Source organism: Mesorhizobium sp. P2_E6, from assembly GCF_056403835.1.
The window spans coordinates 94,070-116,610 of sequence record NZ_JBFUEQ010000010.1 but is presented as its reverse complement, the minus strand read 5'-3'; the positions used below and the strand labels follow the sequence as shown (position 1 = coordinate 116,610).

The 22,541-nt window shown below is 62.2% G+C and carries 20 protein-coding genes; 15 read left to right on the top strand and 5 right to left on the bottom strand.

The annotated features are described in order from the left end of the window. Positions 1-133 precede the first annotated feature (133 nt). Both glmS and AC1D08_RS24170 read left to right on the top strand, forming a co-directional pair. Positions 134-1,957: a glutamine--fructose-6-phosphate transaminase (isomerizing) gene (glmS, locus tag AC1D08_RS24175; RefSeq protein WP_477227334.1), complete on the top strand. Its 1,824-nt coding sequence runs from the start codon at positions 134-136 to the stop codon at positions 1,955-1,957. Between the two features lie 183 nt (positions 1,958-2,140). After that, positions 2,141-2,893, top strand: coding sequence for a DUF502 domain-containing protein (locus tag AC1D08_RS24170; protein WP_095085130.1), 753 nt, complete (start codon positions 2,141-2,143; stop codon positions 2,891-2,893). Here the strand turns inward: AC1D08_RS24170 and recG are convergent. Beyond that, positions 2,845-4,953 carry an ATP-dependent DNA helicase RecG gene (recG, locus tag AC1D08_RS24165; RefSeq protein WP_457153367.1) on the bottom strand — a complete coding sequence of 703 codons (2,109 nt, stop codon included), beginning with the start codon at positions 4,951-4,953 and terminating at the stop codon, positions 2,845-2,847. The two genes, AC1D08_RS24170 and recG, sit on opposite strands and share 49 nt — an antisense overlap. Before the next feature lie 92 nt (positions 4,954-5,045). Between recG and AC1D08_RS24160 the strand changes: the two genes are divergently transcribed. The 4 genes from AC1D08_RS24160 (at position 5,046) to AC1D08_RS24145 (ending at position 9,839) form a co-directional block, all read left to right on the top strand. Next, positions 5,046-5,333, top strand: a complete 288-nt coding sequence (locus AC1D08_RS24160; RefSeq protein WP_457153368.1) for a succinate dehydrogenase assembly factor 2 — start codon at positions 5,046-5,048, stop codon at positions 5,331-5,333. Positions 5,334-5,404: 71 nt separating this feature from the next. After that, positions 5,405-8,902, top strand: coding sequence for a transcription-repair coupling factor (mfd, locus tag AC1D08_RS24155; protein ID WP_457153369.1), 3,498 nt, complete (start codon positions 5,405-5,407; stop codon positions 8,900-8,902). A gap of 167 nt (positions 8,903-9,069) precedes the next feature. Continuing rightward, entirely contained in the window at positions 9,070-9,408 is a 339-nt protein-coding gene (locus tag AC1D08_RS24150) for an Mpo1-like protein (protein WP_457153370.1), read from the top strand. Next, entirely contained in the window at positions 9,405-9,839 is a 435-nt protein-coding gene (locus AC1D08_RS24145; protein ID WP_477424235.1) for a DUF3995 domain-containing protein, read from the top strand. Before AC1D08_RS24150 ends, AC1D08_RS24145 begins: the two co-directional genes overlap by 4 nt. Here AC1D08_RS24145 and AC1D08_RS24140 read toward each other — a convergent pair. Beyond that, the gene (locus AC1D08_RS24140; RefSeq protein WP_477424286.1) at positions 9,809-10,075 is read right to left on the bottom strand and encodes a hypothetical protein; all 267 of its coding nucleotides are present in this window, start codon (positions 10,073-10,075) and stop codon (positions 9,809-9,811) included. The two genes, AC1D08_RS24145 and AC1D08_RS24140, sit on opposite strands and share 31 nt — an antisense overlap. On the opposite strand from AC1D08_RS24140, the gene AC1D08_RS24135 reads away from it, so the two are divergent. Beyond that, positions 10,032-11,405: a class II 3-deoxy-7-phosphoheptulonate synthase gene (locus AC1D08_RS24135; RefSeq protein WP_477424232.1), complete on the top strand. Its 1,374-nt coding sequence runs from the start codon at positions 10,032-10,034 to the stop codon at positions 11,403-11,405. The two genes, AC1D08_RS24140 and AC1D08_RS24135, sit on opposite strands and share 44 nt — an antisense overlap. Positions 11,406-11,524: 119 nt before the next feature. On the opposite strand, the gene AC1D08_RS24130 is transcribed toward AC1D08_RS24135, so the two are convergent. Beyond that, the gene (locus AC1D08_RS24130; RefSeq protein WP_457154422.1) at positions 11,525-12,595 is read right to left on the bottom strand and encodes a GGDEF domain-containing protein; all 1,071 of its coding nucleotides are present in this window, start codon (positions 12,593-12,595) and stop codon (positions 11,525-11,527) included. 422 nt (positions 12,596-13,017) lie between these two features. On the opposite strand from AC1D08_RS24130, the gene AC1D08_RS24125 reads away from it, so the two are divergent. The 3 genes from AC1D08_RS24125 (at position 13,018) to AC1D08_RS24115 (ending at position 14,503) form a co-directional block, all read left to right on the top strand. Next, positions 13,018-13,434: a GFA family protein gene (locus AC1D08_RS24125; protein WP_457154423.1), complete on the top strand. Its 417-nt coding sequence runs from the start codon at positions 13,018-13,020 to the stop codon at positions 13,432-13,434. Positions 13,435-13,515: 81 nt separating this feature from the next. After that, a complete protein-coding gene (locus AC1D08_RS24120; RefSeq protein WP_095085124.1) occupies positions 13,516-13,875 on the top strand; it encodes a diacylglycerol kinase in 360 nt (119 codons plus the stop codon). A 40-nt stretch (positions 13,876-13,915) separates the two neighbouring features. After that, a complete protein-coding gene (locus tag AC1D08_RS24115) occupies positions 13,916-14,503 on the top strand; it encodes a hemerythrin domain-containing protein (protein ID WP_457154850.1) in 588 nt (195 codons plus the stop codon). A gap of 61 nt (positions 14,504-14,564) precedes the next feature. Here AC1D08_RS24115 and AC1D08_RS24110 read toward each other — a convergent pair whose 3' ends face one another. Further along, positions 14,565-15,152 (bottom strand): DedA family protein, encoded by a 588-nt coding sequence (locus tag AC1D08_RS24110; protein WP_477227329.1) that lies wholly within the window; start codon positions 15,150-15,152, stop codon positions 14,565-14,567. Beyond that, positions 15,149-15,712: a DUF1003 domain-containing protein gene (locus AC1D08_RS24105; protein WP_457154852.1), complete on the bottom strand. Its 564-nt coding sequence runs from the start codon at positions 15,710-15,712 to the stop codon at positions 15,149-15,151. Before AC1D08_RS24105 ends, AC1D08_RS24110 begins: the two co-directional genes overlap by 4 nt. A 193-nt stretch (positions 15,713-15,905) precedes the next feature. On the opposite strand from AC1D08_RS24105, the gene AC1D08_RS24100 reads away from it, so the two are divergent. From AC1D08_RS24100 to AC1D08_RS24080, 5 genes are all read left to right on the top strand, one after another. Continuing rightward, positions 15,906-16,622 carry a DNA-3-methyladenine glycosylase I gene (locus AC1D08_RS24100; protein ID WP_457154853.1) on the top strand — a complete coding sequence of 239 codons (717 nt, stop codon included), beginning with the start codon at positions 15,906-15,908 and terminating at the stop codon, positions 16,620-16,622. Positions 16,623-16,744: 122 nt separating this feature from the next. Next, positions 16,745-18,421, top strand: coding sequence for an NAD+ synthase (locus AC1D08_RS24095; RefSeq protein WP_457155102.1), 1,677 nt, complete (start codon positions 16,745-16,747; stop codon positions 18,419-18,421). Between the two features lie 52 nt (positions 18,422-18,473). Next, on the top strand, positions 18,474-18,884 hold the full coding sequence (locus tag AC1D08_RS24090; RefSeq protein WP_477227544.1) for a GNAT family N-acetyltransferase: 411 nt from the start codon (positions 18,474-18,476) through the stop codon (positions 18,882-18,884). 391 nt (positions 18,885-19,275) lie between these two features. Beyond that, complete coding sequence (locus tag AC1D08_RS24085; RefSeq protein ID WP_457153635.1) at positions 19,276-21,081, top strand: ABC transporter ATP-binding protein; 1,806 nt, start codon at positions 19,276-19,278, stop codon at positions 21,079-21,081. A 263-nt stretch (positions 21,082-21,344) separates the two neighbouring features. Beyond that, positions 21,345-22,526 (top strand): hypothetical protein, encoded by a 1,182-nt coding sequence (locus AC1D08_RS24080; RefSeq protein WP_477227326.1) that lies wholly within the window; start codon positions 21,345-21,347, stop codon positions 22,524-22,526. Positions 22,527-22,541 lie beyond the last annotated feature (15 nt).

The window sequence follows — 22,541 nt, the reverse complement described above, 5'->3', positions numbered from 1 at the left end:
CAAGAGCGGTCTGTCATGGTGCATGCGTACAGAAGCGTTCCGTTACACGGGGCGAAATGCAATGTGACTTTCGCGGCAGGCCGGCCATCCCTAAATAGTGCTGGTTTTCCATGGGGAATTGGGGGCTGTCTGCATGTGCGGTATCGTTGGAATCGTCGGCCACTCGCAGGTTGCGCCGCTCATCGTCGACGCGCTGAAACGGCTCGAATATCGCGGCTATGACTCGGCCGGCGTCGCCACCATCGAACATGGTCAGCTTGCACGCAGGCGCGCCGAAGGCAAGCTGATCAACCTCGAACGTCGGCTCAAGGACGATCCGCTCGATGGCACGATCGGTATCGGCCACACGCGCTGGGCAACGCACGGTGTGCCCAACGAGACCAATGCGCATCCGCATTTTTCCGACGGCGTCGCCATCGTCCACAACGGCATCATCGAGAACTTCGCGGAATTGCGCGACGAGTTGAAGCGTGACGGCTACAGCTTTTCTTCGCAGACCGACACCGAGGTCGTCGCCCATCTGGTGGCGCGCGAACTGGCCAGGGGGCTGAAGCCGGTCGAGGCCGCGCACCAGGCGCTGAAGCGGCTGGAAGGCGCCTTCGCGCTGGCCATCATGTTCAAAGGCGACGAGGACCTGATCGTCGGCGCCCGTAATGGCCCGCCGCTGGCTGTCGGCCATGGCGACGGCGAGATGTTCCTGGGTTCCGACGCCATCGCGCTCGCCCCGTTCACCAATTCGATCACCTATCTCGAAGATGGCGATTGGGCGGTGGTGCGCCGCGACGGCGTCACGATCTTCGACATCGACGGCAACAAGGTCGACCGCAAGCGGCAGCAGTCGCTCTCGACCAGCTTCATGGTCGACAAGGGCAACCGGCGCCATTTCATGGAGAAGGAAATCCATGAACAGCCCGAAGTGATTTCGCACACGCTGGCGAATTATCTCGACTTCGTTGGTGGCGTGTCCAAGCCGCTCGACCTGCCGTTCGATTTTGCCAAGATCGACCGGCTGGCGATTTCGGCCTGCGGCACCGCATATCTCGCCGGCCTGATCGGCAAGTACTGGTTCGAGCGTTACGCGCGGCTCCCGGTCGATATCGATGTCGCCTCCGAATTCCGCTATCGCGAAATGCCGCTGTCCGCGAACGATGCCGCCTTCTTCATCTCGCAATCTGGCGAGACCGCCGACACGCTGGCCTCGCTGCGCTATTGTCGCAAGGCGGGGATGAAGATCGGCGCGCTCGTCAATGTCCGTGAATCGACCATGGCGCGCGAATCCGACGTTGTGCTGCCGACGCTCGCCGGCCCGGAGATCGGCGTTGCCTCGACCAAGGCCTTCACGTGCCAGCTTTCGGTGCTGGCATCGCTTGCCGTACGTGCCGGCGTGGCGCGCGGCACGATCTCGCGTGAGCAGGAAAAGACCTTTGTGCGCGAGTTGTCGGAGGCGCCGCGTTACGCCAACCAGGTGCTGAAGCTCGACCATCAGATCGAAAAGATCGCGCGCGACCTCGCACACTACAAGAACGTGCTCTATCTCGGCCGCGACACCAATTTTCCGCTGGCCATGGAAGGCGCCCTAAAACTCAAGGAAATCTCCTATATCCACGCCGAGGGCTATGCCGCGGGCGAGCTGAAGCATGGGCCGATCGCGCTGATCGACGAGAACATGCCTGTCATCGTCATCGCACCGCACGACCGCATCTTCGAAAAGACCGTGTCCAACATGCAGGAAGTGGCGGCGCGCGGCGGCAAAATCATCCTGATCACCGACAGCAAGGGCGCGGCACTCACCAGCGTCAAGACAATGGAGACGATCGTGCTGCCGGACGTGCCGGAAATCATCTCGCCGATCATCTACGCGCTGCCGATCCAGATGCTCGCCTATTTCACCGCCGTGTTCATGGGCACCGATGTCGACCAGCCGCGCAATCTGGCGAAATCGGTGACGGTGGAGTAGGCGCCCCCTTCCAAAAAACTTCGCAGTCCAAAGCGCCTTCCGGTTCACACAGAAGCCGCTGTGATGGTATTTGCATCACAGCTGCTCTTTTTCTTTTTTTGCATGATCTTTTTCCGAAAACCGGTTCCCACTTTTCGGGATCATGCTCTAATGTTGCGCTGCAACCCGTGTCCCCGGTGACCCATGTCCGATGCGCCCAAGACCTCTGGCATGACCCGGCTGAGGAACTATTTCCTCACGGGCTTCGTCGTCTGCGCGCCGCTGGCGATCACCGCCTATATCGCCTGGTCGTTCATCGGCTGGGTCGATTCCTGGGTAAAGCCCTATATTCCGGCACGCTATAGCCCCGACAGCTACCTGCCGTTTCCGGTCCCGGGGTTTGGACTGATCGTCGCGCTGATCCTGATCACGCTGATCGGTTTCCTGACGGCCAACATTGTCGGCCGCGCCATCGTCAATTTCGGCGAGCGCCTGCTTGGCCGCATGCCGCTGGTGCGCGGCATCTATGGCTCGCTGAAGCAGATTTTCGAGACCGTGCTGTCGAACAAGGGCGACATGTTCCGCCAGGTCGGGTTGGTCGAATATCCGCGCAAGGGCGTCTGGTCGCTGGTGTTCGTCGCCAGCGAGAAGGAGACCGAGATCAACCAGAAACTCGACCAGGAAGGCGATCCGCTGATCGCCGTGTTCATGCCTTGCACGCCGAACCCGACCACCGGGTTCCTGATGTATGTGCCGAAGTCCGACATCGTGCTACTCGATATGACGATCGAGGACGGCGCCAAGCTGATCGTCTCCGCCGGGCTGGTGGCGCCCGAAGTCAAGCCGATGGTCGTCGTGAACGGCGAGCCGATCGATGTGCTTGCCAACCCATCGGTTGCCGCCTTGGCTCAGCCGGCGCGCAGGAGCCGGACGGCTTCGTCGCGGCCGAACAAGTAAAGCAACAGGCGCAACGCTTCGCCACGCTCGGATTGCAGCTCCGGGTCACGTGACAGGACAAGCCTGGCGTCGTCACGAGCGGCCTCCAATAGATCGGCATGGGCCTCGATGCGCGCCACCTGGAAACCCGGCGTGCCGGACTGGCGGGTGCCCAGAAGCTCGCCTTCGCCGCGCAGCTTCAGGTCTTCTTCGGCGATCAGGAACCCATCCTCGGTCTCGCGCATCACCGACAGCCGGCGTTTTGCGGTCTCGCCGAGCGGGTCCTTGTAGAGCAGCACGCAGGATGACTTGATGTCACCGCGCCCGACGCGACCGCGCAACTGGTGCAACTGGGCAAGGCCAAAGCGCTCGGCATGTTCGATGACCATGACGGTGGCGTCCGGCACGTCGACGCCGACCTCGATGACCGTGGTGGCGATCAGGATGCGTGTCTCGCCCTGCTTGAAGGCGCGCATTGCTTCGTCCTTGTCGGCACCCTTCATGCGGCCGTGGACGAGGCCGATGCGATCGCCGAAGAGCGGTTTCAGGGACGCAAAACGGTCCTCGGCCGACATCAGCTTGATCTCTTCGGATTCCTCGACCAGCGGACAGATCCAGTAGATCTTCTGGCCGCCGGCGACGGCTTCGACCATGCGGCCGACCAGCTCGTCGAGCCGCTCGAGCGGCAGCGTGACGGTGCGGATCGGCTGGCGGCCGGCCGGCTTCTCCGTCAGCTTCGACACGTCCATGTCGCCGAAGGCGGTCAGCACCAGCGTGCGCGGGATGGGCGTGGCCGTCATCACCAGCATGTCGGGCGCGTCGCCCTTGGCGGTGATGGCAAGCCGCTGGTGGACGCCGAAGCGATGCTGCTCATCGATGACGGCGAAGACCAGATCGTGGAAGGTGACCGTCTCCTGGAACAGCGCGTGGGTGCCGACGACGATGTCGATCTCGCCGCTCGCCAGGCCGGCCAGTGTGTCGGTGCGCTCGCGGCCTTTCTCGCGGCCGGTGAGGATAGCGATACGCAAACCGACCTTGGCGGCAAGCGGAGCGATCGTGGCCAGATGCTGGCGCGCCAGGATTTCGGTCGGCGCCATCAGTGCTGCCTGGCCGCCGGCCTCGACCGCACGGGCCATGGCCAGCAGCGCAACGACCGTCTTGCCGGAGCCGACATCGCCCTGCAGGAGCCGCAGCATGCGTTCGGGATCGGCGAGGTCGGCATTGATTTCGGCGAGCGCGAATTCCTGGCTCGCGGTCAGCGAGTAGGGGAGTGCAGCGCGCAGGTTCTCGACGATGCTGCCGTCGCCGACCAGAGGACGGCCGGACAGGCGGCGAATTTTTGTCCGCACCAGCGCCAGCGAAACCTGGCCTGCCAGCAACTCGTCGTATGCGAGGCGCCGCCACGCGGCACCATCGATGGAGACGTCGATCGGGTCGGCCGGATTCTGGATGCGGGCGAGCGCATCGCCAAAGGTGGGAAAGGTGTGCCGGCGCATGAAGGCGCCGTCCTGCCATTCGGCGAAAGTGGGCAAGCGCGCCAGCGCCTGGCCGATCGCCCGGCGCAGCACCTTGCCCGAGAGCCCGGCGGTGAGCGGATAGACCGGCTCGACCAGCGGCAGGTTTTCCGCTTCGCTGGCCAGCGCGATGTGGTCGGGGTGGACCATGGTCGGGCGGCCGTTGAACCATTCCATGCGACCCGAGACCACGACATGCTCGCCCTCGGGCATCGCCTTTTCGAGATAGGAGGCATGGGCATGGAAGAAGGTCAGCGCAATCTCGCCGGTATCGTCATGGGCGTAGACCCGGTAGGGCACCGACCTGTTGCCGCGCGGCGGCGGCTGGTGGCGGTCGACGCGCACCTCAAGCGTGACGATCGAGCCTTCGGCGGCGAGTGCGATGCCCGGGCGGTTGCGACGGTCGATGACGGTGTGCGGCAACACGAACAGAAGGTCGCCGGCGCGCGCGGCGCGATCACCGAGATCGGCCGTGACGACTTTCTCGATCAGCGCGCCAACCTTCGGTCCGACGCCGGCAAGCGAGGTGATCGGGACGAATAACGGATCGAGGATGGAAGGACGCATGATGTCAGCTTATGTCGCGAGGGCCGCAGCGCAAGGCTGACAGCCTCTTCTATCCACGCTATATGCGCCGCAGCAAGTGAGGATGCGGGACAATGACCGGGACGACGAGATCAAGCGTGGGGCTGGACGCCCGCCGCCGCAAGCTTCTGTTTCGCTCCTGGCATCGCGGCATGCGCGAGATGGACCTAATCCTCGGCACCTTCGCCGACGCCGAGATCGGCGCCTTGACCGGCGAGGAAATCGACCAATATGAGAGGCTCCTCGACATTCCCGACACTGAATTCCTGCCCATGGTCACCGGCGAACGCCCGGTTCCCCGGGACATAGACTGTGCCGTCCTGCAGAAGATCCTGGCTTTCCGCCATTCCATGACATTCTGAACACAAGCAATTCCAGGAAAAGTGCGAAGCGGTTTTCCGCCCGGAGTTGCGACAAACAAGACCGTGATTTCATGAGCATCATTCCCACCATCGGTCTGCCGAAAGGCCGCGCCGGCCAGTTCATCGTCGATGGCGTCGCCGACGGCTATGAAGCCTTTGCGCTGGTGCAGGCGGCACTGGAGATCGCGCCGGACAAGCCGGTTCTGTTCGTGGCGCGCGACGGCCAGCGCCTGCCGGCGATCATCGAGGCACTGTCCTTCGCGGCGCCCGGCCTTCCTGTGCTGGAACTGCCGGCCTGGGATTGCCTGCCCTATGACCGGGTCTCGCCCGGCTCGGACGCCGCCGCCAAGCGGCTCGATGCGTTGACCGCCATGATCGCGCTGGCGAAGAAGCCGCACCGCGCCGTCATACTGACCACCGCCAATGCGTTGCTGCAGCGCATCCCGCCGGCCGACCTGGTCGAGGCACAAACCTTCCATGCCAGGCCCGGCAACCAGATCGACATGAATGCGCTGGTGTCGCGGCTGGAGACGTCCGGTTTCGAACGCGTGCCGACCGTGCGCGGCATTGGTGAATTCGCGGTGCGCGGCGGCATTCTCGACCTGTTCGCACCCGGCTGGACCGAAGCGCTCAGGCTCGATTTCTTCGGCGACACGCTGGAATCGATCCGCGTGTTCGACGCTGCCACCCAGCGCACCACCGGCCAGCGCAAGTCGATGGCGTTGCAGGCGATGAGCGAAGTGGCGCTGACGCCGGAAACCATCAGCCGTTTCCGCCGCTCCTATATCGAAGCCTTTGGCGCACCCCAGCGCGACGACGGGCTCTATGCGGCGGTCAGCGAAGGGCGACGCTTCGCCGGCATGGAGCACTGGCTGCCGTTCTTCTACGAACGGCTGGAGACCGTGTTCGACTATCTGCCGGACACGCCTGTTGTGTTCGATCATCTGGCGCATGAGGCGCTGGCCGAGCGTCACACGCTGATCCTCGACCACTACGAGGCGCGCAAGAAGCAGGCCGACGGCGCGTTGAAGGATGCGGTGCCCTACAAGCCGGTGCCGCCGGACCTGCTCTACCTCTCGCCGGAAAACCTGATTGCTTCGCTCGGGCCGCGCGAAGCGATCGATTTTACGCCCTTCGACGCGCCCGATGCCGGCGCCAAGAAAGTGTTCCATGCCGGCTCGCGCCACGGCCGCAGTTTTGCTGGCGAACGCGCCGACCCCAGCATCAATGTCTTCGATATCGTCGTCAAGCATATCGCCGACGAGCGTGCTGCGCGCCGCCGTATCGTCATTGCCGGCTGGACAGAAGGCTCGCTCGACCGGCTCAGCCAGATCCTCAGCGAGCACCATCTCGGCAATCTCAAGCAGGTCGCCACGCTGGCGGAGGCGGAGCAACTCGAGCCGGGGCAGGCGGCATTGGCCGTGCTGCCGCTGGAATCTGGTTTCGAGACCGAAAGACTGGTCGTCGTCGCCGAACAGGACATTCTCGGCGACCGGCTGATCCGGCGCTCGAAGCGCAAGAAGCGCGCCTCGGACTTCATCGCCGAAGCCTCGGCGCTGTCGGCCGGCGACATCGTCGTCCATGCCGACCATGGCATCGGCCGCTTCATTGGCCTGCGCACCATCGAAGCGGTTGGCGCCCCGCATGACTGTCTGGAAATCCACTACGCCGGCGACGACCGGCTATTCCTGCCGGTCGAGAACATCGAGCTTCTGTCTCGCTACGGTTCGGATTCGGCCGAGGCGAGCTTGGACAAACTCGGCGGCGGCGCCTGGCAGTCGCGCAAGGCGCGGCTGAAGAAACGCCTGCTCGACATGGCCGGGCAACTGATCCGCATCGCCGCCGAGCGGCAGATGCGCGCCGCACCAGCATTGGTTCCGGCCGAGGGTCTCTATGGCGAGTTCGCTGCCCGCTTCCCCTATGAGGAGACCGACGACCAGCAGACGGCGATCGACTCGGTTCGGGACGATCTGGGCGCCGGCAAGCCGATGGACCGGCTGATCTGCGGCGATGTCGGCTTCGGCAAGACCGAAGTGGCGCTACGCGCCGCCTTCATCGCGGCGATGGAAGGATTCCAGGTCGCCGTCGTTGTGCCGACAACCCTGTTGTCGCGCCAGCATTTCAAGACGTTTTCGCAGCGCTTTTCCGGCCTGCCGATTCGCGTCGCCCAGGCGTCGCGGCTGGTCGGCGCCAAGGAGCTGGCCGAGACCAAGAAAGGCATCGCCGAGGGCCAGGTCGACATCGTCATCGGCACCCACGCGCTGCTTGGTTCCGCGATCTCGTTCAAGAACCTTGGCCTTTTGATCATCGACGAGGAGCAGCACTTTGGCGTCAAGCACAAGGAGCGGCTGAAGGACCTGAAGACCGATGTGCATGTGCTGACGCTGTCGGCGACACCGATTCCGCGCACGCTGCAATTGGCGCTGACCGGGGTGCGCGAGCTGTCGCTGATCGCCACGCCGCCGGTCGACCGCATGGCGGTGCGCACCTTCATCTCGCCCTTCGATCCGCTGGTCATCCGCGAGACGCTTCTGCGCGAGCGCTATCGCGGCGGCCACTCATTCTATGTCGTTCCGCGCATCAGCGATTTGGCGGAAATCCATGATTTTCTGAGAGAATCCGTACCGGAGCTGAAGGTCGCGGTGGCCCACGGCCAGATGCCGCCGGGCGAACTCGACGACGTCATGAATGCCTTCTACGACGGCCAGTACGATGTGCTGTTGTCGACGACCATCGTCGAATCCGGTCTCGACATTCCGACCGCCAACACGCTGATCATCCATCGCGCCGACATGTTCGGCCTGTCGCAGCTCTATCAGCTGCGCGGCCGCGTTGGCCGCTCGAAGGTGCGCGCCTATGCGCTGTTCACGCTGCCGGCCAACCGCAAGCTGACCGACACCGCCGAGCGCCGGCTGAAGGTGCTGCAGTCGCTCGACACGCTGGGCGCCGGCTTCCAGCTTGCGAGCCACGATCTCGATATCAGAGGCGCCGGCAATCTTCTCGGCGAAGAGCAGTCCGGCCACATCAAGGAGGTCGGCTTCGAACTTTACCAGCAGATGTTGGAGGAGGCTGTCGCCGAGGTGAAGGATTCCGGCGAGGTCCAGGATGGCGGCTGGTCGCCGCAGATCGCCGTCGGTACTGCGGTCATGATCCCGGAAGGCTATGTGCCGGACCTGCAGCTCAGGCTGGCGCTCTACCGCCGCCTCGGCGACCTCGAAAACACCGAGGAGATCGACGCCTTCGGCGCCGAACTGATCGACCGCTTCGGTCCGCTGCCGGAAGAAGTGAAGCACCTCTTGAAGATCGTCTTCATCAAGGCGCTCTGCCGCAAGGCCAATGTCGAAAAGCTCGACGCCGGGCCGAAGGGTGTCGTCATCCATTTCCGCAAACGCGAATTCTCCAACCCGGTTGGCCTGGTCCAGTTCATCGGCGAGCAGGGTTCACTGGCCAAGATCCGGCCCGACCACAGCGTCGTGTTCGTGCGCGACTGGCCGACGGCCGAGAAGCGGCTGGCGGGTTCGGCCGTCGTCATGACGCAGTTGGCACGGCTGGTAGACAAGGCGGCGTAGCGTCCTCGCTGCACGGCCTGGCAGAAGGGGCGGAAGTAACCGACGCGAGGGGATCAGGCGGTATCTGCCGGAAAGATGTGCGACGATTGGAGCCATTGAAGTATTTCGGCCGATGGCTTGAGATGGTCTTGCAATTTATCAATGCCGGAAGCTGAAGGGGAACAAGCATGGATCCTCAAACCTTCGATGAATACTGGCTCGGCTATCTTGCCGGCCATTCGCGACCCTCGACGCGGCTTGTTCATTATCTCGGTCTGTTTTTCGCTCCGATCGCCGGGATCGCCGTATCTTTCTTCGTGGTCTGGTGGGCTTTTCTGATCATCATTCCCTTCTTTTATCTCGCTGCTCTGCTTACGCACCCTTTGCTCGAGCACAACAGCAACAAACCGTTCGCCGACCGGCCTCTGTGGAGTGCCATCGCGCTGCTGCGGATGCTGGCACTCGACCTGACCGGTGGCCTCGGCCGCCAACTCCGTCGACTGGATGGGGCCGCTCGACAGGCATGACGATTGCAGTCAGTGCGATCTGCTCGGCGATCCTTTTGCTTGCCTCGGGATTTCACTTCTATTGGGGTTTTGGCGGCCGCGTCGCCGCAGATGTGGCGCTACCGCAACGCGAAGACGGCAGCCCGGTCATCGAAACAACCGCCTTGGGCGCCATCGCGGTCGCCCTGGTTCTGGCACTGGTGCTTTTGCTCGTCCTTGGATTTGCAGGGATAATCCACCTGCCGCTGCCGCAATCGTGGCTAAGGGCAGGGACCATGCTTTGGGCGGTAATCTTCGCCGCTCGAGCGTTGAGTTGGTCCCGGTATGTCGGCTTGTTCAAGCGGATCAGAACGACGCGTTTTGCCAGATACGATACTTGGTTCTACAGTCCGCTTTGCCTGGTGCTGGGGCGGGGGTTTTTCTACCTGGGGCTGATGGACACCGCGCCATGATCGAGCAGCCGCCGTTCGCCAAGCGGCCAAATCCGGTCTAGAATAGGAAATCGGCTTCGTGTATGGAGCCGCGATCCCCACATGGGGTGGATCGGCGGGCGACGGCGCTCGCTTTGTTGTTTGATGCAATTCCGGACGGAAACCGTTTCACGCTTTTCCTGGAATTGCTCGGAAAGAGCTTTGGGTGCAGCGATGACGAAATGGTCGCCGAATTCGTGGAGAGCGATGCCGATCAAGCAGGTTCCTGCCTATCCGGACCTTGCCGCGCTGAAGAACACGGAAGCCCAGCTCGCCACCTTTCCGCCGCTGGTTTTTGCAGGTGAGGCGCGCAAGCTGAAGAAGCAGTTGGCGGCTGTTGCTGCCGGTGATGCATTCCTTCTCCAGGGCGGCGATTGCGCCGAGAGTTTTGCCGAACATGGCGCGGACAATATCCGCGACTTCTTCCGCGTCTTCCTGCAGATGTCGGTGGTGTTGACCTTCGCCGGCGCGCAGCCGGTGGTCAAGGTCGGCCGGGTTGCCGGCCAGTTCGCCAAGCCGCGCTCGTCCGACAACGAGACCAAGGGCGATGTGACGCTGCCTAGCTATCGCGGCGACATCATCAACGGCATCGAGTTCGACGCCAAGTCGCGCATTCCAGATCCTGCCCGCCAGGAGATGGCATACCGCCAGTCGGCGGCGACGCTCAACCTTCTGCGCGCCTTCGCGCAGGGTGGCTATGCCAGCCTGGAGAACGTGCATAGCTGGATGCTCGGCTTCGTGTCCGACAGCCCGCAAGGCGAGAAGTACGGTGAACTCGCCAACCGCATCACCGAGACGATGGACTTCATGAAGGCCGTCGGCATCACCTCGGAAACCAACTATGCATTGCGCGAGACGGATTTCTACACCAGCCACGAGGCGCTTCTGCTCGGCTATGAGGAGGCCCTGACCCGCGTCGATTCGACCTCCGGCGACTGGTACGCCACGTCGGGTCACATGATCTGGATCGGTGATCGGACGCGCCAGCCCGACCATGCGCATGTCGAATATTGCCGCGGCATCAAGAACCCGCTTGGCCTGAAGTGCGGCCCCTCGCTGACGCCGGATGGGTTGCTGGAACTGATCGACCTGCTCAACCCCGAAAACGAACCCGGCCGGCTGACGCTGATCGCGCGCTTCGGCTCGGACAAGGTCGCCGACCATCTGCCGAAGCTGGTGCGTGCGGTGCAGAAGGAAGGCCTTAGCGTGGTGTGGTCGTCGGACCCGATGCATGGCAACACGATCGAGGCCGCCGGCTACAAGACGCGGCCGTTCGACCGCATCCTGAAGGAGGTGCAGACCTTCTTCGAGGTGCATCGCGCCGAAGGCACGCATCCTGGCGGCATCCACGTCGAAATGACTGGCAAAAACGTCACCGAATGCACTGGTGGCGCGCGCGCCATCACCGCCGAGGAATTGCAGGATCGCTACCACACGCATTGCGATCCACGTCTCAACGCCGACCAGGCCATCGAACTGGCCTTCCTGGTCTCTGACCTGTTGAAGAAGAGCCACCCGGTGCAGCACAAGCAGGCCGTTAACGGCTAAGCTTGATCTCGGCCTGAACGTTGACGGAAAAAAGCGCTGGAGAAATCCGGCGCTTTTCTTTTTCAGCGTCCGCGTCCCCAGCGCAGGCCGGCGAGTCCGGGCCGAGGCGGATGGGGCGCTTAGTCCTTCTTGTAGAGCAGCCAGCTCTTGCCGGCGCGGCCGGCCATCGTCGAATGCCTGGTGACGCGGTTGCGGCCGCTGACCTTGGAGCGATACAGCGCCCGGTCGGCCTTGGTGTAGAGATCCTCCGGCCCCTCGGCTTCGGATGCCATGCAAATGCCCATCGAGACGGTGACGGTGCCGTAGTTCGTGCCGGTCTGGCTGCTGGTGAACGGCGTCTGCTCGATCAGGGCGCGAATGCGCTCGGCGACCTCGTAGGTTGCGTCCTCGCTGGCGCCCTCGATGATCAGCGCGAACTCCTCGCCGCCAGTTCGGGCGACGAACATGTCACCGCGAATGCTGGTCTGGAAGATGTCGGCGATGATCTGGATGATCTTGTCGCCGACCGGGTGGCCGTAGCGATCGTTGATGTCCTTGAAGCGATCGATGTCGGCAAGGATCAGGGCGTTGAACAGGATACCCTTGTTGCTGTTGTAGATCCTGGTGATTTCCTTGTCGAATGCGCGGCGATTCCAGATATGGGTCAACGGATCGGTGTCGGCCAGCCGCTTGTATTCCTCGAGCTTCGACTTGACGCTCTCGAGTTCGGCCGTCTTGTCGCTGAGCGTCGAGGCCACCTGCCGGCCGTGGTCGATCGTCGAATTGGTGGCAATCGTCATGGCGTTGGCGATCTTCTGCAAAAGATCCTGGGAGAGAAGGCTGCGGTTGCTCAGTCCGCTCGATGTCTCGTCGAGGATCCTGCCGTATTTCTCGATATGGCTGCGCTCGCTCCTCAACAGCGAAGCGACCTCCTCGAGCTCCCTGGCAATGACTTCCCTGGCATGCTCGACGATGCCGGGGCCATGGTTGTGGGCAAAGAAGGCGCGGCCGATCTGGTCCAGTTCATCCTGTGTCGGCCGGTTGCTCAGCGAAACGACGGCGAGGCTGAGTTCGCGATTGGTGCCGCTCAGTGCCTCGTAGAAAATTTCGTAGTTGCGGGGAAGGCCGAGCACGCCCAACTGGCGCATTGTGGCGACGACAGTGGCCGCGATATCGGTGCTTCGTTCGGTTGGGACAGCTGCCGCCTGCATGTTCTGATCACTCTTCCCCTTGGATCCCGCCGCAGAACTTTGGGGGTTCCATTTGTCGCCAACCGGGGAAGACTACCCGATAACCCAGAACAACTTGCGAACAGACGCGTCCCCACCTGCGACATTCGCTCGCCATGACCATAAATGCGGGAGCGCTAAAGTTTCCTTAATTCGCTGAGGTTCCACGGTTTTTCTATCTCTTGTGTGCTGTGGAGGCTGCAATTTGCGCACCAACAATCCGGGATGAACGCCAGTTTGGTGGGTTTGAATGCGAAATTCGCGCATAACGCGCTGCAAAAAGTGAAACTGGATTCGGCTTCGCCACACCAGCAAATGTCGCATTTGCTTGCGTATGGCTGCCACAAAGCTGGAATCCTGACGACGAAGCCATGCCAGGCACAGGTTCTTCAAGGAGGGGCGAAATGAGTGACAGTCACGGCGGATCGTGTCTGTGCGGAGCGGTTCGCTTCAGAACCCGCGGAGCGCTGCGTGGCGTCGTCTATTGTCATTGTTCGCAATGCAGGAAGCAGAGCGGACATTTCTACGCCGCGACCAATGTTGCAGACGCCGACATTGTGATCGAGGGCGGCGAAAGCATCACCTGGTACGAAGCGTCTTCCTTCGCCAGGCGCGGTTTTTGCAAGGCATGCGGGTCTCTGCTGTTCTGGAAGCCGCGGGACCAGGGCTACGTTTCGGTCATGGCGGGATCGTTCGACGTGCCGACGGGCCTTGAGGGCGAATGCCACATCTTCGTCGGCGACAAGGGCGACTATTATTCGATCGACGACGGGCTGCCGCAGTTTGAAAAGTCGACGCCGTCCATACCGGTCGCTGAATGAATCTTGGACAAATCGCCTTATTCCATTGATCTGGCCAGCCATTGCATTATCCCGTGCCGGTGATTCGCAAAGGGGTTTGGCATGCAGCGGCTGATCGACGCTTTTTTCAATTCAGTGCGGGCGTTTCGCAAGCTGGCCGTCAGCGAGAAGGCTTTCCAGCAGGAGCTGATGCTGCTCGCGCTCGCCTTGCCGCTCGGCTGGTTCGTTTCGATCTCGTGGCGTGGCTATGCCTTGCTGATCGGAGCGGTGCTGCTTCTCATCATGGTCGAAGTGCTGAACACAGGCATCGAGGCGGCCTGCGACGCGTTCAGCCGCGAGTTCAATGTCGATATCCAGCTAGCCAAGGACTGCGGTTCGCTGGCGGTTCTGATTTCGGTGATCATCGTCGCCGGCGTCTGGGGCATCGCCATCATCGAACGCATCACCGGGCTACCGATCTAGCATCCCGGCTCCTACATGACGGTAACTAAAGGAAACCGTCATGTCTGAAGTCACAAACCTTCTGCTTCTGGAGCGCAAAGGGCTACCGGACGATTTGCGCTGGCTGGCCGAGAAATACCCGCGCGAAAACTGGCAGGGCCACGCCAACATCCGCGGCGTCGCCAATATGTGGCTGCAGCGTCACGACATGTTCCGCGAACTCGGCGGCATGCTGACCAACGGCATTGGCGACTACCGCGAAGGCAGGCTGACAGCGCCCGACTTCGCGCGCTGGTTCGCGCCACGCCTCAACCATTTTCTCGGCAATCTCGATGGCCACCACAATGTCGAGGATCATCATTATTTCCCGGTCTTCGCCAAGGCGGAGACGCGGCTGAAGCGCGGCTTCGAGATCCTCGATGCCGACCATCACACCATCCATGAAGGTCTGGAGCGCAATGCCGAGGCCGCCGACGCCTTCATCAAGACGCTTCAGAAGAGCGAAGACAGACAGCGCTTTGCCGCCGACGCCTATGCCGACGAAAACAGCCGGCTGATCGCCATGCTGACCAGGCACCTTGCCGACGAGGAAGACCTGATCATCCCACTGATCCTCGATCGGGGTGATGTCGCGCTTGGTATTGACTGATGCATGTCGCTCAAAGTGCTTGGCGGCTTTGGGGCAACGACATGCATGGAAACCAAAGGTCTCAGCTTTCCCTGGTCCGTTCCTTTTTCGCGACGTGGCGGGCGATCAGCCAGGCAAACACGGCCACCGTCAAACCAATGCCAAGCCCGACCAGCAACCGCTCGTGATGCATCAATGCCTGGCCGACGAAGTGTTCGGCCCCCAAACCAAAGACATAGCCAACCGTACTGAACAGCACCGCCCAGATCACCGATGACATGGCGTTGAGGATAATGAAACGCGGCGCCGCGATGTTGGAAAGGCCGGCCGCGATGCCGCCGACAAGGCGCATGCCGTAGATGTAGCGGTTCGACAGCACGAAGATGTCGGGATGGGTGTTGAGCAGGCGAAAGGCCCGGCGGAAGCCAGGCCGCCTGCGCAATCTGACGACATAGGGATGGTCGGCAAAGCTTCGTCCAAGAATGAAGAAGAAGGTGTCGCCGACGAAGGCGCCAAGGGCGGCCGCCAGGACGGTATGCCAGAGCACGAAGACTTGTTGGTGCGCGAAGAAGCCACCGAGGATGGCCGCACTTTCACCCTCCGCGACACAGCCGAGGAAGACGGCGAGCAGTCCGTATTGTTCGATGAGGTGATGGATCGTTTCGGTCATGAAGACGGCTGCTGCTGCGACAGCCTTTCGTCGATCCGCTTGACGAGGTCGGCCAGCCGCGCCATCTCGTCGCGCATGCCGAGGATCTGGCCGTGGCGGAGTTCGTCCAGCTTTTCATGCAGCGCCATGATCTCGATCTCAGCCTTCAAATTGACCTCGTAATCGTGGGCGGCGTCGATGCGGTCGCGCTCGGTCTGGCGGTTCTGCGCCATCATGATCACCGGTGCCTGCAAGGCGGCGATCATCGACAGCACGAGGTTGAGGAAGATGAACGGGTAGGGATCGAAGGCGTCGCGCGACAGGAGCCAGACATTGCCCGCGGTCCACAGGACTAGGAACGCGATGAAGGTCAGGATGAAGGACCACGAGCCGCCGATGCGGGCAATCGTGTCGGCGAGGCGGTCGCCAAAGGTCTGATGGAAGGCGACGGCCTTGTTGGTGTCCCGCGAGATGGTGGTGCGTTCGAGCGTCGATTGCAGCACGCGGCTTTCGAGCTGGCTGAGGCCGTCCGGCCGTCGCTTGAGCCAGCGGTTCGCCAGGTCGTCGATCGTCTTGTTCATGGCCGTCTCCAGGGTCTTGGCTTGCCTAAAGCGCGTCGCGTTGAAAACGGATTCAAATGACGCGCTTTAGGTCTTTGTTCTCATGCATGTCGTTGTCTCAAAACCGGGGCCACTTTTGAGCGACATGCACTAAGAGGTAGAGGCTGCCGGCCCTCACGGGAAGTGTTACATTGTCGCGAACAGCGAGGGATCGATGGCCGATTTTCAGAAAATTCGCCTGCGTGCGGCAAAACGCAAGGGCGGTGAGGCGGAGCTTTCGTCACTTTTGGGGCCGGCGCCCGACAATGCCGCCGTGGCTGACATCGCCGACGATCGCATTCTGTCTGTTATGGCCGAGCGCGTCTTTGCCGCCGGTTTCGTCTGGCGCGTCATCGAACAGAAAGGGCCGGGCTTCGAAGAGGCCTTCCTCCACTTCGAGCCGAAGCGGCTGTTGTTCCAGCCCGATGATTTCTGGCACGATCTGACGGCCGACCAGCGCATCGTGCGCAATCCGCAGAAGATCAAATCGGTGCGCGACAATGCTGCCTTCGTCGAGCGAGTGTCGAAGGAATATGGCGGTTTCGGCAAATTCCTTGCCGACTGGCCTGCGGACGATCAGGTCGGGCTGATGGCCTATCTCGGCAAGCATGGCAGCCGGCTCGGCGGCAACACCGGCCAGTATTTCCTGCGCTGGCTGGGCTGGGATGCCTTCGTCATTTCGGGTGATATGGCGGCGGCACTGCGCGATGCCGGCCTCGACATCGCCGAAAGCCCGACCTCGAAGAAGGATCTCGACAAGATCCAAAACCAGATCAATCAATGGGCGACGGAGACGGGCCTGCCGCGCCGGCATATTTCGCGCATCCTGGCGATGTCGATCGGCGACAACCATTCGCCAGAAGCGCTGCGCGAATATATGGGCGACGACTGATCGCTGGTCGCCCAGCCACGATCTGACATTTGGTCTGGACACGAATGACCTATGTCATTCGGTCTGGATTGGTCCAAACGAACGCCATTGCTCGGGCAAATTTGCCGCGCTAAGTCAGCAGCATGACCAAGAAGCTCGACATCCTGCGCATCGCCGTCGCCCAGCTCAATCCGACTGTTGGCGACATACCAGGCAATCTCGCCAAGGCGCGCGAGGCGAGGGCGGATGCAGCCCGCCAGGGCGCCGATGTCGTGCTCTACACCGAGCTCTTCCTCGCCGGCTATCCGCCGGAGGATCTGGTGCTGAAGCCGGCTTTCCTGAAGGCCTGCGAAAAGGCGGCGCAGGACTTTGCTGCCGATACCGCCGATGGCGGTCCGGGCGTCATCATCGGCACGCCGCTGAAGCGCAAGAGCGGCACGCACAATTCGATCGTCTTCGCCGATGGCGGCAAGATTATCGCCGAGCGCTACAAGCTCGATTTACCGAACTACGGCGAATTCGACGAAAAGCGCGTCTTCCAGGCTGGACCCGAGATCCAGGGGCCGGTCAATTTCCGCGGTGTGCGGATCGGGATTCCGATCTGCGAGGACATCTGGGGCGATGTCGGCATCTGTGAGACGCTGGCCGAAAGCGGGGCTGAGATCCTGCTGGTGCCGAACGGCTCGCCCTACTATCGCGCCAAGATCGATGTCCGCCATCAGGTCGTCATCCGCCAGGTCATCGAATGCGGGCTGCCGATGATCTATGCCAACCAGCTTGGCGGCCAGGACGAGCTGATCTTCGACGGCGCGTCGTTTGCCATCGGTTCCGACAAGACGCTGGCCTTCCAGATGAGCCAGTTCGAGGAAGCGGTCGACGTGACCACCTGGAAACGAACGGATGGCGGTTGGATCTGTTCTGAAGGGCCGATGTCGAAGATCCCGGACAGGGAGGAGGCCGACTACCGCGCCTGCATGCTTGGCCTGCGCGACTACGTCAACAAGAACGGTTTCAAGAACGTCGTGCTCGGCCTGTCGGGCGGTATCGATTCGGCGATCTGCGCGGCGTTGGCCGTCGATGCGCTTGGCGAAGAACGCCTGCGCGCGGTGATGATGCCCTATCGCTACACCTCGAAGGACTCGCTGAAAGACGCCGAGGATTGCGCCCGGGCGCTCGGGTGCCGCTATGACATCGTGCCGATCTTCGAGCCGGTCGAGGGCTTTCTGCACACGCTGACACAGCTTTTCGAGGGCACCAAGGAAGGCATTACCGAGGAGAATTTGCAGAGCCGTGCGCGCGGCACCATCCTGATGGCGATCTCCAACAAGTTCGGCTCGATGGTCGTCACCACCGGCAACAAGAGCGAGATGTCGGTCGGCTACGCCACGCTCTACGGCGATATGAACGGCGGCTTCAATCCGATCAAGGACCTCTACAAGATGCAGGTCTACGCGCTGTCGCGCTGGCGCAACAGCCACGTGCCGCCGGGCGCGCTCGGGCCTTCGGGCGAGGTCATTCCGAAGAACATCATCGACAAGGCGCCGTCGGCGGAATTGCGCGAGAACCAGACCGACCAGGATTCGCTGCCGCCCTATCCGGTGCTGGACGATGTCCTCGAATGCCTGGTCGAGAACGAGATGGGGGTCGACGACATCGTCGCACGCGGTCACGACCGGTCGACAGTTACACGCATCGAGCACCTGCTCTACATCGCCGAATACAAGCGCCGGCAGGCGGCACCGGGCGTGAAGATCACCCGGAAGAATTTTGGCCGTGACCGCCGCTATCCCATCACCAACCGTTTCAGGGACCGCAGCTAGATGGCGGTCGTGGACCGAACGCTCGCGCCATCTCGCGGGCAAGGGTGCAGCCGTGCCCGAGTGTGAGATCAGCTTCGAAATATCACGGATCGATTTCCGAACGACATCCGACCTGTTGATGGCCAGCTATTGGGGTGCTGGACGCAACGATGAGTTCCATCGGCGAGCCTTTGCCAATTCGCTTTGTGTGGGCGCCTATCTAGATGGAAAACAAGTCGGTTTCGGCCGGGCGATCACCGACCGCATGGTGTTTGCCTATCTTGCCGACATCATCATCTGGCCGGAGCATCGCGGGGAGGGCATAGGGTCGCGACTGGTCCAGGCACTCATCGACCACCCCGAACTCAGCACGGTTTCGCACTGGAGCCTGTCGACCAGCGACGCACACGGGGTCTATGAGAAACTGGGCTTCAAGGCATCGACGGATGGTCGATACATGCGCCTCGATCGCATTCCGCAATGACGAGCGTGCGACCATGGCGACATCCGCCGTTGTTGCAAAATAACCTCAGTGCTTGGACCAGATAGACTTTCGACATGAGCCGATCTTGGCGATGCATCGGGGCGTCTTTATAAGGACCGTTCCGCGATTCATTTGCGGGAGGTCCGAATGGCTGTATTTCAAATGGTAATGCGAGGCCGCGAAGCCTAGGTCTCATCCGGCGCTCAGCGAGGGTTTGCCCTCGCGCTGATGCCGGATTGAGCGCAGGCTTATGCCGATGCCGGTCGCCGCCCGATTACGGGCGAGACGCCAAATATGCCGCTCCGCATTCTGGGCAATCGCTAGCCCCTTGCGCGGCTTCTTCAATTTTCGACCTTACTGGGATCGGGCTCGTTTGCGCCCGAATGACATCATGGCTCGTTTCAGAATCGATTTGCGCGCGAGCGCCTTTCGCAGCGTTCTTGGTTTCACGCTCACCCATTGGCGGCGTCAGCCGTGGCGGCTTTCGCTCATCATGGGCGGCTTCCTGTTGTCGACGCTGGCCGACGTTTTGACGCCGCTTTATTCAGGCCGGCTGGTCGACGCCGTCGCCAGCAGCGCCGGCGCCGATGCCATTGCCTGGAATGCCGCGATGACCGCGTTCTCGATGCTGATGGCGCTGGCGTTGACCGGCGTCGTGCTGCGCAACCTTGCCTTCATGGCGATCGTCGAGCTGACGCTGAAGATGATGGCCGATATCGCCGCTGACACCTTCCATCGCGTCCAGCGCTTTTCCACCGACTGGCATGCCAACAGCTTTGCCGGCTCGACCGTGCGCAAGGTGACGCGCGGCATGTGGGCGCTCGACCTGCTCAACGACACGATCCTCATCGCGCTGCTGCCGTCCGTCGCCATGCTGATTGGCTCGACGCTGCTGCTCGGCTGGTTTTGGCCGCTGATGGGCGTGGTCGTTGCCGCCGGATCGGTGCTGTTCATCGCGGTGACGGCGATGTTGTCGCTCGGCTATGTCGCACCGGCTGCGCGGCTCGCCAACACCTGGGACACGCGCCTCGGCGGCTCGCTGGCCGACGCGGTGAGCTGCAACGCCGTGGTCAAGGGATTTGGCGCCGAGGAGCGCGAAGAGCGACGCCTCGCCAGGGTCGTCGCCAAATGGCGTGCGCGCACGCGGCGGACCTGGGTACGCGGCACCATCAACGGCACCACGCAAGGGGCGCTGTTGCTGGTCATGAGAGCCGCGGTGATCGGCCTGGCGTTGATGCTGTGGTCGTGGGGGCAAGCGAGCGCCGGTGACGTTGCCTTCATGCTGACGTCGTTCTTCGTGCTGCAGGGATATCTCAGAGATATCGGCACCCATATCCGCAACCTGCAGCGTTCGATCAACGACATGGAGGAGCTGGTCGAGTTCCAGTCCGAACCGCTCGGCATCGAGGACCGGCCCGGCGCCAAGCCGATCCGGATCACGCAGGGGGCTATCCGCTTCGACAACGTCACCTTTCATTACGGCAATCACCGATCGCCCCTTTATCGCGACTTTTCGGTCGATATCGCGCCGGGTGAACGTGTCGGCCTCGTCGGCCATTCGGGTTCGGGCAAGACGACTTTCGTCAAGCTGATCCAGCGGCTCTATGACGTCAATGCGGGAAGAATCCTGGTCGACGGCCAGGACATCGCGCAGTTGGCGCAAGCGTCGCTGCGCGGGCAGATCGCCATCGTCCAGCAGGAGCCGATCCTGTTCCACCGGTCGCTGGCCGAGAACATTGCCTATGCCCGGCCGACGGCGACGCAGGATGAGATCGAGCACGCGGCGCGGCTGGCGAGTGCGCATGACTTCATCGCCAACCTGCCGAAGGGCTACGGCACGCTGGTCGGCGAACGCGGTGTGAAACTGTCGGGCGGCGAGCGTCAGCGCGTGGCAATCGCGCGCGCTTTCCTTGCCGATGCGCGCATCCTGATCCTGGACGAGGCGACATCGAGCCTCGATTCTGAATCGGAGGTCCTGATCCAGCAGGCGATGGAACGGCTGATGGTCGGGCGCACGACGCTGGTCATCGCGCACCGGCTTTCGACGGTGCGGGCGCTGGACAGGCTCCTGGTCTTCGATCGCGGCAAGATCGTCGAGGAAGGCTCGCATGACGAGCTGATCCGGCTGAAGGGCGGCATCTACCGCCGACTGTTCGAGCGTCAGGCGCTCGAACTGACCAAGGGACTGGTCATCTGATCTGAAGTGGCCTCCGGCTCCGGCCGGAGGCCACCTCTCGGGCTCCATCGCGGTTGCAATAGAGCGGGCTTTCGTCAGTCGGTTGGAGTGACGCGAACCATATCCAGGGCGTTCCAGATCCTGAGTTTTGAGACGTCTTGTTTACGTTGTTTCTACTACTGGTTGGTATAAGCCTTCTCTAGGCAACCCAGAGACGGTCTATGCATATCCTGGAATCCGACTAACCTGCCCAGGATTTCGCTCTGCGGCAGATAGGCTTCAAGATGCATCTTGTTTCCGCAAATGCCGGTTCGGAAAAGGTGGCTGCGCCGTCGGTGCTGGAAACTCGGCACGGCTCGGTTCGGCCGCTCGCTGCCGAAGATCTCGAGAGCGTCGCCGCACTCTTCCTGGCGAAGTTTCGCCAGCGGCGGCGTCACCTCCTCGATCGCGCGATCGCGGAGACGGCCGAGTATATGAGAGAGATTTATCTTGATCCTGCCGGCCAGCCCGGTGAGAGCAACGCTCTGGTCCAGATCAACCCGCAAGGACGTCTAGGTGGGTTCCTCGGCGTCCTGAAAGCCCGCTACGAGCTCAACGGAACGGCATTGAATGCGGCAATCATCGGTCCGCTCATGTCCGACCCCGGCACCGATCACGGCTCGGCAGGACCGCAATTGCTGCGTGCCTTGAATCAAGGAAAATTCGATGTGCAGCTGACCGATTCGGCCAACCGGACATCCTTGGCCTTCGCGCGCCCGATGAAGTATCAGCTCCTGCCGGTTCATTGTCTGGGATGGACCTGTGTTTTCCGGCCGGCGGCTATGGCCGCCGCCGCACTGCACCGCAAATGGCCTGGCCTGCCTCGCTTGGCGACCGATCCCTGCGCGAGAGCATTCGATGTTCTCGCTAAAGGAAGGTTCGAGCACCCGGTCCCGCTTTCGTCGTCGCATCGTGTCCACCGTGAGCCGATCGATGCAGCGCAATTTGCCGAGCGGCTGCCGACCCTCCTGTCCGATTACTCGCTTCGGCCGAGTTGGAAGGATGGCGAGCTGACACGGCTGCTCGCGCTGGCGGCCGAGAAGCGGGCCGATGGGCCACTTCATTTCGGCGGGACTTACGACGAAACGGGCAAGATGCTCGGTTGCTACGCCTTCTACGGTCAAGCCGGCGGCATCGCGAACCTGCTGCAAATCCAGGCTTCAGGATCCCACTGGGGCGCGACGCTGGATGGCCTTATCGCGGCCGCGTGGGATATGGGCTGCGCGGGCATCACCGGGCAGACGCAGGGCAGATTCATGCCCCAACTCTTCGGCTACAAGAATGTCTTCTTCCGCTATGCCGGGGGGACGATGGTTCGCTCGCGGATGGCTGAGGTCACGGAAGCGGTCCGCTCCGGCGACATCTTTATCGGTGGGTTGATGGGCGACCGCTGGACCCGCCTCAGTTCCGATGACTTCGGCCGCTGATCGCCTTCGACGACT